Source organism: Bartonella melophagi K-2C (assembly GCF_000278255.1).
Lineage (GTDB): Bacteria > Pseudomonadota > Alphaproteobacteria > Rhizobiales > Rhizobiaceae > Bartonella > Bartonella melophagi.
The window spans coordinates 187051-200545 of record NZ_JH725083.1 but is presented as its reverse complement, the minus strand read 5'-3'; the positions used below and the strand labels follow the sequence as shown (position 1 = coordinate 200545).

The window sequence follows — 13495 nt, the reverse complement described above, 5'->3', positions numbered from 1 at the left end:
TATGTCCGTGCCTGTTATCACCCGTTTTGCCCCCTCACCCACAGGTTTTCTTCATATTGGTAGCGCCCGCACTGCTTTGTTTAACTGGCTTTATGCAAAACATAACGGTGGCAAAATGCTTCTACGTATCGAAGATACAGATCGAGAACGCTCAACAGAAGCAGCAGTTAAAGCTATTATAGATGGTTTGCATTGGATGGGACTCAATTATGATGGAATTCCTATCTCACAATTTGAACGAGCAGAACGCCATCGTCAAATTGCTGAACAATTAGTCAAAGATGGCAAAGCTTATTATTGTTATGCTTCACCTGAAGAATTAGCTGAAATGCGTGAAATTGCTCGTGCAGAAGGCCGACCACCACGTTATGATGGGCGTTGGCGCAACCGTGATGCATCTGAAGCTCCTAAAGGGATTAAGCCTGTTATTCGTATTAAAGCACCACAAGATGGTGAAACAATTTTACACGATCGCGTTCAGGGGGATATTCGTTTCCCTAACAAAGATCTGGATGACTTTATCATTTTACGTTCTGATGGTACCCCAACCTACATGCATGCTGTTGTTGTTGATGATCATGATATGGAAATAACACATATTATTCGTGGGGACGATCATCTCACGAATGCAGCCCGCCAAACAATTATCTACAATGCAATGGGATGGGATATCCCTATTATGGCGCATATCCCACTTATTCATGGTGAAAATGGTGCAAAATTATCAAAGAGACATGGTGCATTAGGTGTTAATGCCTATCGAGCAATGGGATACCTTCCTGATGCTTTACGTAATTACCTTGTTCGTTTAGGCTGGAGTCATGGCAATGATGAACTTATCTCTACAGAAGATATGATTTCTTGGTTTGATATTAATGATATTAACAAAGGTGCTGCTCGTTTTGATTTCAAAAAACTAGATGCCATTAATGGGCATTACATTCGTATGAGTAATGATCAAAGCCTTTTTGATGCAGCTCTTAGTATTTTGCCAGAAATTGAAGGCGGTTTAGAAATCATGAAAAAACTTGATGAACACAGACGTGTCCAATTTCTAACTGCAATACCAAATTTGAAAAAACGTTCGAAAACGCTGCTTGAGCTCATTAATGGTGCCTTCTTTATCTTTACACAACGACCGTTACCCCTCGATGAAAAAGCCAAAACACTCTTAAATGGAAATGGTAGAACTATTTTAAAAGGGGTCTATCTTGCTTTAAAAACGTGTTCTCATTGGAATTCAGAAACGCTGGATGAAACTCTTCGAAACTATGCACAAACACAACAGCTCAAATTTGGAGATGTTGCCCAACCTCTGCGAGCAGCTCTCACAGGATGTGCATCATCCCCTGGGGTTTTTGATGTTCTTGTTCTATTGGGACAAGATGAATCTCTCAATCGCATTAATGACCAAATTGTTTCATCTGAATGTTAATTCATATGAATACAAACACAGTGAACACAATAAAGATCGAAAGTACAAGTGCCTTAGTGCAAAATGAAATTATTTTTTAACTTAAAAAATTGAAATACATATTTATTAAAACTGAAAATAAAAAATATTTTTAGATTGCATAAACTAACTTTTAGAGTAAATCTATTCTTAATATAAGTAGGAAAATCTTTAACTATATAGCTCCTTATCCGACAAAGCAGCATCTCAACTTCAGAGATGAAGGATCTAAAAGGAATATTTAATGTCTGAGAATAAAGCATATATTATCGTAAATGATAAAAAAATAGAATTGCCAGTGCATAAAGGAACCATTGGGCCTGATGTAATTGAAATTACTTCTCTTTATAAAGAAACTGATAGTTTTACTTATGATCCTGGGTTTACCTCAACCGCTTCTTGTGAATCAAAAATTACTTATATTGATGGCGATGAAGGAGTATTACTTTACCATGGTTACTCTATCGACCAATTAGCTGAAAACGGAGACTTTCTCGAAGTATGTTATCTTTTGCTTTACGGTGAATTGCCAACTAAACAAGAAAAAGCTGATTTTGACCGCCGGATTATGCACCATACAATGGTGCATGAACAATTTTCACGTTTTTTCCATGGATTCCGTCGTGATTCTCATCCTATGGCAGTTATGGTTGCTTGTCTTGGAGCCATGTCTGCTTTTTATCATGACTCCATTGATATTACAGATGCAAAACAAAGAATGATCGCTTCTATTCGTCTTATTGCAAAAGTTCCAACTCTTGCTGCTATGGCTTATAAATACAGCATTGGACAACCTTTTGTTTATCCACGTAACGATCTTGGTTATGCTGCAAATTTCCTCCACATGTGCTTTTCTGTTCCTTGTGAAGAGTACAAAGTTAATCCAGTTCTTGCGCGAGCTATGGACCGAATCTTTACTCTACATGCAGATCATGAACAAAATGCATCCACATCAACCGTACGTCTGGCAGGTTCATCAGGAGCAAATCCGTTTGCGTGTATTGCAGCAGGTGTTGCGTGCCTTTGGGGACCAGCCCATGGTGGTGCTAATGAAGCATGCTTAAAAATGCTGCAAGAAATAGGTTCTATTGAAAAAATTCCTGAATTTATCGCACGTGCAAAAGATAAAAATGATCCTTTCCGTCTTATGGGCTTTGGCCACAGAGTTTATAAAAATTATGATCCACGTGCAAAACTTATGCAAAAAACCTGCCATGAAGTTTTAAAAGAACTAAATATTAAAGATGATCCACTTCTTGACATTGCTATGGAGCTTGAAAAAATTGCCTTGAGTGATGAATACTTTATTGAAAAAAAGCTCTATCCTAATGTTGATTTCTATTCTGGAATTACATTAAAAGCTTTAGGCTTTCCTACCGAAATGTTTACTGTTCTTTTTGCATTGGCACGTAGTGTCGGCTGGGTTGCACAATGGAAAGAAATGATTGAAGATCCAGCGCAAAAAATTGGACGTCCGCGTCAACTTTATACAGGTCGTGCTGCACGCAAATATGTTTCTTTAAATGAGAGATAAACTTAAACAATAAAAAACTAACCAATAAAGCCTCAATTCACTGAGGCTTTATTTTTGAATGTTAAAAATTTCATAATTGCTTAAACAGCATTAAGGCCGAAATAGTTACCAAACTTTAATTAAAAATCTTTTTGCAAAAGTATAATACCATTGTTGAAATCATACTCGCTCTACGTCATAAAATAACAGATTTTAACTACTTCAGATCAACAATTTATACCATAGTAGATTTATTATAATATGTATTTTAACACACTGATATTTAACAGAGAAAATAAAAACTCTCATGATAAATATTTTATACTCGTAACAAAGCAAATACCAATAAATTTTTGCATTGCTCTTAATAGAGTTTACAGATTATAAAAATGTAATGCTTTAACATCTTGCTGTACATTCAACGGGAGAACATAATGAAATTATTAGCAATAATTCTTATGGTAAGTGTAACGCTATTTACCCAATTGGTGAATGCTAAAACACTAAAAATTGCAACTGAAGGTTCTTATCCCCCTTTTAGTTATATTGATTCAAACAATAAACTTCAGGGGTTTGATATTGATATATCTTATGCACTTTGCGAAAAAATGAATGTTGAATGCTCAATCATTCTTCAAGATTTTGATGGAATTATCCCCGGTCTTCTTGCAAAAAAATATGATGCTATCATTGCATCCCTCGCTCCTACACAAGAGCGATTACAAAAAATTGACTTCACAGATGCTTACTATAGAACAGCATTAGCTGTAATTATTCCTAAAGACTCACAGATTAAAGAAATCTCAGCGGAAGCATTTAAAGGCAAAAATCTTGGTGTACAATCAAATACGACACAATCTATGTATGCAGAAGATAATTATGCCTCTAAAGGAGTGAATATTAAACTCTATCCTACAGCAATAGAAGTAAATCGTGACCTTTTAAGTCATCGCCTTGATGTTGTTATTCTTGATAAATTACAAATATTAAGCTGGCTTGAAAATGAAGGGAAAGAATGTTGCCGACTTTTGGGAAGCATTGAAGGAACACAACTGCCCATTGCTATTGGCATACGCCAGAATAATGATGATCTTAAAAACAAGTTTAATGAAGCTATAAAGGAAATCCGTATGGATGGAACATATGATAAAATTAGAAAAAAATATTTCGAGGTTGATATTTATTAAAAAATGGAAATTGAATCCGCTATTTATTCTTCCAGAAAATAATTATCCATACCTTTATTAGGAGCGCGGAAATGATTGAAAATTTGGCGTTGCTATCACTTAGCAATGGGGGGTGGGGCGTGGTTATACTTTCTAGTGCAGGAATAACACTGTCATTAGCTTTATGTAGTGTACTTTTAGGACTTCCTTTAGGTCTCCTAAATGCAGTGATGATTCAATCCAATATCAAGATATTTAAAGTTATAGCTATTCTATTTTCATCAATATTCCGTGGATTACCAGAACTTTTAACCTTATTTCTTGTTTACCACGGTTTACAAAATCTGATCCAAGCTATATTTGACTATTTTTATATCGAAACAACATTTAGCATTAACGCTTTTACCGCTGGTGTTCTTGCACTTAGTATGGTTTTTGCTGCTTTTTCTTGTGAAGTTTGGCTTGGAGCATTCAAAATTTTTGATAAAGGTCAATATGAAGCAGCTAAAGCTTTAGGTTTTTCGTGTTTTACTACATTTTTTCGGATTGTCTTTCCTCAACTTACTCGCAATGCCTTACCAGGGCTTTCCAACACTTGGCTCACTTTGCTTAAAGATACATCTCTTGTTTCAACTATTTCACTGGTCGATCTAATGCGACAAACTAATTTAGCAGTTGCTGCTACCAATAAACCCATGTTTTTTTATTTTGTGGCGTGTTTACTCTATTTATTATTTTCCGCAGTTTCTTCTACAATCTTACGTTATTTAGAAACATACACTCAAACAGCCTATCAAAAGGTCTAATCTGATGTTTCCTGAGTGGCTCCATTTTCTTTCCAATACTGAATTCCTAAGCCATTACGGCCTAAGATTCATTGATGGCCTTATTATTACTCTTGAGCTAACTTTTATTTCTTGCTTTATTGGCTTTTTTCTTGGGATACTTATTACGCTTGCACATCTATCAAGCAATAAGCTTTTACAGTATTTATCACGTGCTTATACCTACTTTTTCCGTGGTTCTCCTTTATTGGCGCAATTATTCCTCTTTTATTATGGCCTTGGATCAATGAGCGACTTTTGGCAAAAAATCGGTTTATGGTGGTTTTTTCAAAGCGCATGGTATTGTTGTCTTTTTATTTTTGCGCTCAATTCAGCCGCATATCAAGCTAAAATCTTTATAGGAAGTTTTCAATCTGTAGCAACTGGACAACATGAAGCATCAAAAGCTTTAGGGTTGAGTAATTCTACAACATTTTTTAGAATTCTCATTCCTCAAGCAATGATCCTAGCATTACGTCCCTTAGGAAACGAGTTTATTTTAATAATTAAATCCAGCGCTATAGCTTCATTAGTAACTATTTATGATCTAATGGGTATTGCCAAACTAATTTATGCACGCACATTTGATTTCCAAGTTTATGTTTGGGTTGCTATTATTTATCTTTTTATCGTTGAGCTTATTCATGGTTTTATCGTTCTTATCGAACGCCGTCTAACTCGACACTTACGTTAAATGAAACATGGCACAAAATTTTCACCTAACCAAGATGCCAAATGAATTGAATAATTCATCAATAAGAGAACCCAATAAAATGAATCTAGAAAATAAAAAGAATAAACCTGTAAATACTGCTAAAGATCCAATTATTTCTATTCAACATTTAAATAAATGGTATGGAACCTTTCAGGTATTACACGATATCAATCTGCATGTAGAAATTGGTGAACGTATTGTTATTTGTGGTCCTTCTGGATCAGGAAAATCAACCTTAATTCGTTGTATTAATCAATTGGAAAAAGCACAAGAAGGCTCAATTCGCATTCATGATGTTGATATTCATACTGCTCCCATACAACAACAAAAAGCTGTCCTACGTAAAATAGGAATGGTCTTTCAGAACTTTAACTTATTTCCTCATATGACTGTTATACAAAATTGTATTTTAGCACCTATGACAGTTCAAGGGCTCTCCAAAAAACAAGCAAAAGAACGGGCAATTCGTTATCTTACGCATGTTGGTATTGAAAAACATTGTGACAAATATCCTTTACAACTATCTGGCGGGCAACAGCAACGCGTTGCTATTGCCCGTGCACTTTGTATGGAACCTAAAGTGATGCTCTTCGATGAGCCAACATCAGCGCTTGATCCGGAAAGTGTCGGAGAAGTTTTAGAGGTTATGGCTCAACTAGCAAATACAGGGATAACAATGCTCTGTGTTACTCATGAAATGAATTTTGCCCGTGAAGTTTCAGAAAGAATACTTTTTTTAGAAAATGGAAAAATTATTGAAGATACAGCATCTAATATATTTTTTACTAATCCTAAAAACCAACGTGCTCGTGAATTTCTTGCTAAAATTAAACATTAATTATTAGCATTATTAGCATTATTTTATCTACACTTCTAAATGCCCCGATTTTTTCTTGAGAAAGTCTGTGATCACTTGAGCCGCGATAACTCCTGATGGCGACTCGGTTTTCATCTTCTCTTCTATCATATCAAAAGCATCTAACTGCGCTTTTCGTAATAAACGATTATACAAAAGTTGCTCTATCTGTCTTGCTAACATACCAGGTCGCAAAAATTCATTGAAATATTCTGGAACAACAGGTTTATCAGCAATAATATTTGGAAGAGCAGCACTCCATAATGTTATCTTTGGAAAAATGAATAATTTAGACAAATAATCAAGTTTATAACAAAGTACCATTGGAATTCTTGCTAAAGCTAATTCAAGGGATACCGTCCCAAGTGCTGCAAGCGCTACACTAGCGTCCGTAAAAGCACACCATTTTGCATCTTCACCAGCAACAATCTCAACTTCGCTTTTCCAAGCTTGCGCTAAAAAATGAACTTCATCCATCAAACGTGGTAAAGTCAATACAACAATCCTTAAATTAGGGATACGTTGTTTAATAATTTCCACTGTTCTTCCAAAAATAGGCATTAAATGACGAATTTCCGAACTACGTGACCCCGGCAAAACAATCATTGTAGATAATGATACCTCTTCAAAAGGCAAACGTTTTTTTTCTGATTGAACAGTCAAGAGCGGTGGGTAAGTTAAAAGGTGATGCCCAACATAGGTAGTAGGTGGCCCTTCTAAATCCCTCATAATCTTTTTTTCAAAAGGAAAAATGGCTAAAATATGATCAACAAATTTGCGTATAGCTTTGGCACGTTCTGGTCGCCATGCCCAGACAGTTGGTGCAACATATTTAATAATAGGAACAGAAGGCGCTAAAATGCGTACCTTTTTTGCAACACGATGAGTAAAATCAGGGCTATCAATAATAATTAAACAATCAGGTTTTTCCCGTGCAATAAATTTGGATAAATTATAAATATGTGCCAATAATAATGGCATTTTTTTTAATACCGCCCCTAAACCTATTAAAGCAAGATCATCAGAATTAAAAACGCTTTTTAAACCTAGTGCCTTTAAATGTCTCCCTCCAACACCAATTAAATGAATATCATGCCCTGTCTTATAAGATAAAGAAGCAATCAAATCTGCTCCGAGTAAATCACCAGATTCTTCGCCTGCAATAATAGCAATTTTAAAAGAACGATCATTCATCATCAAACTTTTCAAATGTTTCTATAAACAACGAATGCCTGTTAGCTTCCTCTATTGTTTCTCTTAAAGACAATATCAAACTTCTATTTGCCTCTACTGCAATGCCAGCTAATCCACTTTTTGCAATATTAATTACTGTTGTAGGCCCAATTGATGGCAAATCAACCCGATGATCTTGTTGTGGTTTTGCTGATTTAACAAGAACACCACCTTTTAACGGAATTTGCTTTCTTTCCCGCATTTCATGGACCCGCCGCAACATATCATCGGTTCCTTCTGCACCCTCTAATGCAACAACTCGGCCATTAATAGCTACGGCTGCTTGCCCAACATCTAATTGACCTAAAAGTCTTGTTGCCTTAGTCGCTAATTGGATATCCATATTTTCCTTTTGAGTAGCACGCCGTGATGTTAAATTAAATTCTATCGGAGCTAATAGATCTGGTAGTACTTCATGAGCACCAATAACTTGAAAACCATGCGCTTCAATAACTTGTATGCAGGCTTTCAATAATGAATCATCCCCACTCCCTAATGCTTTAAACAACTTAGGTAAAGCCAATAAAGTTGTCCAATCAGGTCGTAATTGTAAAAGAGTCGGCCGCTTTTTTACACCACCTGCTAAAATAACATTGCAAATCGCAGCTTTTTTTAAAGTCTTAAACAACCGCGCTAATTCTCCAATCGATAGTTCGCAATGTTCATAGTTATATAATGCAGCGTCTACTTCATCACGCAAAAGTACAAGAAAAGGCTTTTGTCCACTTTCTTCAAGTGCCCGAGCAACAATAACGGGTAAAATACCATTCCCTGCTATGATGGCAACTCTCCCGGAAAGAAAATTTCTGGTACCGGAAAAAGACATTTTCAACTCCTATTTGAGTTCATTGTATCACTTTCAAATCGAGGTGTACAATAAAAGCGTTTTCCTCCTTCTTGAATAAAATTAACTATATCAACTACAGATTGAAATGTAGAATAAGAAGAAAAAACATCATTCACGCGTTCTTTAAGTGGTTTATAGTGATCAAAAAGCATATTAACTGCATGACGTAATGTATGAATTTCTTTACGTTTAAAACCAGCACGTTTCATACCGACAATGTTTAATCCCGCAAATTTTGCCTGCACGCCAACAGCCATTCCATAGGGAATTAGGTCACCAACCAATGCAGATACACCGCCAACAAATGCATGATGCCCAATACGAACAAACTGATGAACACCAGAGCCACCACCGATAACAACATAATCGCCAACTGCAACGTGACCACCGATCATCGCATTATTTGCAAATGTTACACAATTTCCTACATGGCAATCATGTGCAACATGCGCATAAGCAAAAAATTGACAATCATTACCAACAATTGTGGTACCTATACTTGAATCAGACCCCCTATGCATTGTTACACCTTCACGAATCGTGCAATTTCTACCAATAGAAAGCGTTGTATCACCACCTTTATGCTTATTATTTTGTGGATCTCCACCTAAAATTGCATGTGGAAATACTTTACTATTAGCACCCAACGTTGTCTTTCCCATTATTACAACGTGACTCATCAAATTGCATCCATCGCCAATAACAGCTTTGGGACCAATATGACAAAATGGTCCTATTGACACATGCTCACCAAGCTGTGCTCCCTCCTCTACAAAGGCAGTCGGATGAATTTTTGTACCAAACATTTTAAAATTCCTATTTCATTGTTTGCTCTAATTCGACAATCATTGCAGAAACTTCTGCTTCAGAAACGCGAATACCCTCTACTTCTGCAACACATGAAAAACGTCTAACACCGGATCGCTTTTTTAACAGTTGAACATGAAGCTTTAGTTGATCACCAGGTACAACTGGTTTACGAAATTTTGCATTATTAACAGTCATAAGGTAGATTAAACTTGTTTTTTTATCATCTAATTTTAAAAGTGAAATAGCTCCTGCTGTTTGCGCCATAGCTTCTAAAATTAAAACACCAGGCATAACTGGTTTTTCAGGAAAATGCCCCATAAAATAAGGTTCATTAATTGTCACATTTTTAATACCAATAGCTTTTTGATCGCCATCAATTTCAATGATACGGTCAATCAATAAAAACGGATAACGATGCGGTAATATTGACAGTAATTTATCAATATCCACAGTTTCTAGACTTTTGATCTCTCCCGTGTTGATCATATCAACGTTTCTCCCTTTTGACTTTACCAATACTACGCAGTGCCGCCACTTCACGAAACCACTGTTTAAATGGTCGTGCTGGAATGCCACCCCATTTTTCACCATCTGGAATATCATTCATAACGCCACTGCCAGCAGCAATTTGAACACATTCACCTATCGCGATATGATCTGCAACTCCAACACTTCCACCAAGCCTGGACATATCGCCTATAGATGTACTTCCAGCAATCCCACATTGAGCAGCAATAAGGCAATAACGACCAATTTTTACATTATGAGCAATTTGTACTAGATTATCGATTTTGCTTCCCTCACCAATAATTGTATCTTCAAGCGTTCCGCGATCAATCGTTGTATTTGCACCAATTTCTACACCATCTTGAATGATCACACGACCAACATGTGGATTTTTTTCAATTTCAGCAACACCATTAACATAGCCAAAACCATCCTGCCCAACACAAACACCAGGATAAAGATAAACCCTATCACCTATTAAAGAGTACTGAACTGTAACTTTAGGAGCAATATAACATTCACGTCCAATACGACAATTTTCTCCAATAACAGCAGTTGATGAAACAAGTGTACCAGAACCAATTTCAACATTTTTACCAATAACAGCCCCAGCTTCAACACACACATCGTGTTCAAGTTTAGCACTTGGATGAATATGTGCATGTGGTGAAATTTCTTTTTTACCAAACCAAGGTATTGGCTTAACAGAATTAGGAAATAAAATGCGTCCAATCTGAGCAAAATCACGTTGCGGTGTTGATGTCACCAAAATTGCAATAGATTTAGGAATTTTAAGAGCTATATCATTTGTACAAAAAACAGCAACTGCAGAACTTCCTAATAAAGCATCAGAAAACTTTTGATTCTCTATAAAAACAAGAGAACCCTCCTCAGCACTTTCAATAGAAGAAAGAGTATTTATAACTATATTAGAAAACTCTGAATTAAGAAGTTTTGCACCTGTCAGCTTTGCAACATCAGCGACTGTCAACCACCGAGAGGGCGTAAAAAAAAATGCACCCGCCATCACAAACACTCTTTCCTAGCCTATTTATTTTTTAATGAAATTTCCCCTCCTCCCAGAGAAAATTCAAATTAAAACTTAGTAGAAATACCAAACTCAAATTTCTGCACTTGATCACCTTTCTTCTGAGTTATTGGCCAAGCATAATTAATACGAAGAGGACCAAATGGGGATTCCCACATCAAACTAACACCCGCAGATGTACGCCATGCACTCCCTGTATCTGTAACCGGCATTTCATTTTCAAGAACAGGTTTATAGTTATGGCCATAGAGCGTTGCAGCATCTGCAAATATAGCACCACGGAAGCCTAAACTTTCAGGTACAACAAATACAGGAAACTGTAATTCAGCAGTTGCATTCATATACGTTTTTCCACCTAGGAAATATGCTTCACCACTATTAGAAACCTGACGAGGACCAATTCCATTATATTTGAACCCCCTGATCATATCAGTATCGCTTTTAAACATATCAAAGATACGGACACCATCTTTACCTATTGGATGAATATAACCACTACCAACAGACAGCAGACTGACAAGATCCATCTCATCAGAAAGTGTCTTGTACATCATTGCCTTACCAGTTGTTTTCAAGAATTGAGCGTTTCCACCTAGCCCTGCATATTCCTGCATAGCGCGAACGTATAAACCATCATGCGGATTATTCATATCATCAATAGAACTATAGGTTAGACCATAAATAATGGATGAACGCTTCCAAGGGCTATGCTTTGCAGCTTGAACAATCGCACCAGAATATTTTCCATATAATTCTGCTATGACATCATCATTAGTTAAATCATAGCCTTTACCAAAATCATATTCTTCTTGCACATAAGAATAACCTAAATTAGCAGATAATTGCTCAAAAATTGATACACCAAACCGGAGCGATCCCCCTGTTTGTCGTACATCATACGCATTATCAGCACGATAAGTACTACGGAAAATATCAACACCAGCAGACAAACGATAACCCAAGAAATGAGGTTCAACAAACGACAGATTATAATTACGAGACTTCTCTTGTCCAGCACCCAGACTCAATCGAGCATACTGACCACGTCCACCAAGGTTGCGCTCGGTAACAGAAACCTCAAGAGACATACCTGGAGTATTACCCCCTGTTGTATAACCACCCGAGAAAGAAAGATCTCCTGTTGGAACCTCTACGACATCTACAACCAATACAACCTGATCAGATTCATCAGTTGGAACCATTGAAATATTAACCGCTTTGAAAAAACCTAAATTTTCTAGCCGACGTTTTGCTCGTTGTACTAACGTTTGATTATAAGCATCCCCCTCATTTAAATCAATTTCACGACGAATAACATAATCTCGAGTTTTTTCATTACCACGTATTTCAATCCGCTGAACATAAACCCGAGGACCTTGTTCAATATTATAGACAATCGAAATTGTACGATTTGCAAAATCACGATTTCCTCGTGGATCAACCTTAGCAAACGCATATCCAGAATCAGCAACCTTATTATTAATAATTGCAACAGATTTCTCAATATACGCCGCGTTATAAATAATACCTGGACGGGTTTTAAGTGCCTCTTTTATAAATTGGGTATTAATCCCCTCAATATCACTTTCAACCTGAACATCGCCAATTTTATAGCGTTCCCCTTCATCAAGAATGAAATTAATTTTGTAACTATTACTCTTTTCATCAAAAACTACTTTAGATGAAACAATCCGAAAATCTGCATAACCACGATTATAATAAAAACGACGCAATGCCTCTTCATCTGCAGCTAAACGTTCCTCATTATAAACATCACCTCTCATCAATAATGAGATTATTCCTGTAGGTCTTGTTGAAATGACATCGCGCAAGCGGCGCGTTGGAAATGTATTATTTCCTTCAAATGTAATATCGGCAATTTTCGTCTTCTGACCTTCAACAACATTGAAAACTACATTTACACGCCCTTTCCCTAAATCAATAGTCTGAGCTGTGACCGCAACATTCTTTCGACCAACAGTGCTATAAGCCTCACGAATTATCCTTATATCAGCTGAAAGCTTAGCAGAACTAAAAGTTTCATTTGGTTTCAAAGAAATAAAACGCTTAAGATCAGGATCTTTGAGTGTTTTATTACCTTGAAATAATACCTGATTAACTACTTCATATTCTTTAACTGCAACAATCAGCTTATTACCCACTTGATTTATTTTAATGTCATAAAATAAACCTAATGCAAAAAGACGTTTCACTGCAGCATCAATATCGTCACTTGTTAAACTTCTTCCAATTACAATTTGTATGTTATCTCGAATTATTTGAGCATCCACAAATTTATTACCATGAACCTCAATAGAATGAACGACAGACGCCTGTGCTTTTTCAACCATCGAAATTGACGTAACGGCTACCGTTGGAGCAACTATAACCATAGCTAACACCAACATAGATGATGCGTTAAGAAGTTTCGAATTCGTAGTCATTAGTTTCTTTACCTTGATCTTTTTCTTTAAACATGACGTCTCAAAAAATATGTATAAAATAACTTTTTATTCAACGAGA

The 13495-nt window shown here is 36.3% G+C and carries 12 protein-coding genes; 6 read left to right on the top strand and 6 right to left on the bottom strand.

Features of this window, described 5'->3' with window-relative positions; genetic code table 11:
- Positions 1 to 7 precede the first annotated feature (7 nt).
- The 6 genes from gltX (at position 8) to ME3_RS04885 (ending at position 6509) form a co-directional block, all read left to right on the top strand.
- Positions 8 to 1435: a glutamate--tRNA ligase gene (gene gltX, locus ME3_RS04910; RefSeq protein ID WP_007477646.1), complete on the top strand. Its 1428-nt coding sequence runs from the start codon at positions 8 to 10 to the stop codon at positions 1433 to 1435.
- A 262-nt stretch (positions 1436 to 1697) separates the two neighbouring features.
- On the top strand, positions 1698 to 2987 hold the full coding sequence (gltA, locus tag ME3_RS04905; protein WP_007477644.1) for a citrate synthase: 1290 nt from the start codon (positions 1698 to 1700) through the stop codon (positions 2985 to 2987).
- 413 nt (positions 2988 to 3400) lie between these two features.
- A complete protein-coding gene (locus ME3_RS04900; protein WP_007477642.1) occupies positions 3401 to 4153 on the top strand; it encodes a transporter substrate-binding domain-containing protein in 753 nt (250 codons plus the stop codon).
- 71 nt (positions 4154 to 4224) lie between these two features.
- The gene (locus ME3_RS04895; RefSeq protein WP_007477639.1) at positions 4225 to 4938 is read left to right on the top strand and encodes an ABC transporter permease; all 714 of its coding nucleotides are present in this window, start codon (positions 4225 to 4227) and stop codon (positions 4936 to 4938) included.
- A gap of 4 nt (positions 4939 to 4942) precedes the next feature.
- A complete protein-coding gene (locus ME3_RS04890) occupies positions 4943 to 5650 on the top strand; it encodes an ABC transporter permease (protein ID WP_007477637.1) in 708 nt (235 codons plus the stop codon).
- Between the two features lie 79 nt (positions 5651 to 5729).
- Positions 5730 to 6509 carry an amino acid ABC transporter ATP-binding protein gene (locus tag ME3_RS04885; protein ID WP_007477634.1) on the top strand — a complete coding sequence of 260 codons (780 nt, stop codon included), beginning with the start codon at positions 5730 to 5732 and terminating at the stop codon, positions 6507 to 6509.
- A 27-nt stretch (positions 6510 to 6536) separates the two neighbouring features.
- Here the strand turns inward: ME3_RS04885 and lpxB are convergent, their stop codons facing one another.
- The 6 genes from lpxB to bamA form a co-directional block, all read right to left on the bottom strand.
- The gene (gene lpxB / locus ME3_RS04880; protein ID WP_007477632.1) at positions 6537 to 7721 is read right to left on the bottom strand and encodes a lipid-A-disaccharide synthase; all 1185 of its coding nucleotides are present in this window, start codon (positions 7719 to 7721) and stop codon (positions 6537 to 6539) included.
- Positions 7714 to 8586, bottom strand: coding sequence for an LpxI family protein (locus tag ME3_RS04875; RefSeq protein ID WP_007477631.1), 873 nt, complete (start codon positions 8584 to 8586; stop codon positions 7714 to 7716). Before ME3_RS04875 ends, lpxB begins: the two co-directional genes overlap by 8 nt.
- 2 nt (positions 8587 to 8588) lie before the next feature.
- Positions 8589 to 9413, bottom strand: a complete 825-nt coding sequence (gene lpxA / locus ME3_RS04870; RefSeq protein WP_007477629.1) for an acyl-ACP--UDP-N-acetylglucosamine O-acyltransferase — start codon at positions 9411 to 9413, stop codon at positions 8589 to 8591.
- 10 nt (positions 9414 to 9423) lie between these two features.
- Positions 9424 to 9903: a 3-hydroxyacyl-ACP dehydratase FabZ gene (fabZ, locus tag ME3_RS04865; RefSeq protein ID WP_007477628.1), complete on the bottom strand. Its 480-nt coding sequence runs from the start codon at positions 9901 to 9903 to the stop codon at positions 9424 to 9426.
- A 1-nt stretch (position 9904) separates the two neighbouring features.
- The gene (gene lpxD / locus ME3_RS04860; RefSeq protein WP_007477627.1) at positions 9905 to 10951 is read right to left on the bottom strand and encodes a UDP-3-O-(3-hydroxymyristoyl)glucosamine N-acyltransferase; all 1047 of its coding nucleotides are present in this window, start codon (positions 10949 to 10951) and stop codon (positions 9905 to 9907) included.
- A gap of 68 nt (positions 10952 to 11019) precedes the next feature.
- Positions 11020 to 13416 (bottom strand): outer membrane protein assembly factor BamA, encoded by a 2397-nt coding sequence (gene bamA, locus ME3_RS04855; RefSeq protein ID WP_007477626.1) that lies wholly within the window; start codon positions 13414 to 13416, stop codon positions 11020 to 11022.
- Positions 13417 to 13495 lie beyond the last annotated feature (79 nt).

What these genes read in the sequence shown, in the direction of transcription:
- gltA (WP_007477644.1), top strand. Translation starts at nt 1,698, where the DNA reads ATGTCTGAGAATAAAGCATATATTATCGTAAATGATAAAAAAATAGAA.
- ME3_RS04900 (WP_007477642.1), top strand. Translation starts at nt 3,401, where the DNA reads ATGAAATTATTAGCAATAATTCTTATGGTAAGTGTAACGCTATTTACC.
- ME3_RS04895 (WP_007477639.1), top strand. Translation starts at nt 4,225, where the DNA reads ATGATTGAAAATTTGGCGTTGCTATCACTTAGCAATGGGGGGTGGGGC.
- ME3_RS04890 (WP_007477637.1), top strand. Translation starts at nt 4,943, where the DNA reads ATGTTTCCTGAGTGGCTCCATTTTCTTTCCAATACTGAATTCCTAAGC.
- ME3_RS04885 (WP_007477634.1), top strand. Translation starts at nt 5,730, where the DNA reads ATGAATCTAGAAAATAAAAAGAATAAACCTGTAAATACTGCTAAAGAT.
- lpxB (WP_007477632.1), bottom strand. Translation starts at nt 7,721, where the DNA reads ATGAATGATCGTTCTTTTAAAATTGCTATTATTGCAGGCGAAGAATCT.
- ME3_RS04875 (WP_007477631.1), bottom strand. Translation starts at nt 8,586, where the DNA reads ATGTCTTTTTCCGGTACCAGAAATTTTCTTTCCGGGAGAGTTGCCATC.
- lpxA (WP_007477629.1), bottom strand. Translation starts at nt 9,413, where the DNA reads ATGTTTGGTACAAAAATTCATCCGACTGCCTTTGTAGAGGAGGGAGCA.
- fabZ (WP_007477628.1), bottom strand. Translation starts at nt 9,903, where the DNA reads ATGATCAACACGGGAGAGATCAAAAGTCTAGAAACTGTGGATATTGAT.
- lpxD (WP_007477627.1), bottom strand. Translation starts at nt 10,951, where the DNA reads ATGGCGGGTGCATTTTTTTTTACGCCCTCTCGGTGGTTGACAGTCGCT.
- bamA (WP_007477626.1), bottom strand. Translation starts at nt 13,416, where the DNA reads ATGACTACGAATTCGAAACTTCTTAACGCATCATCTATGTTGGTGTTA.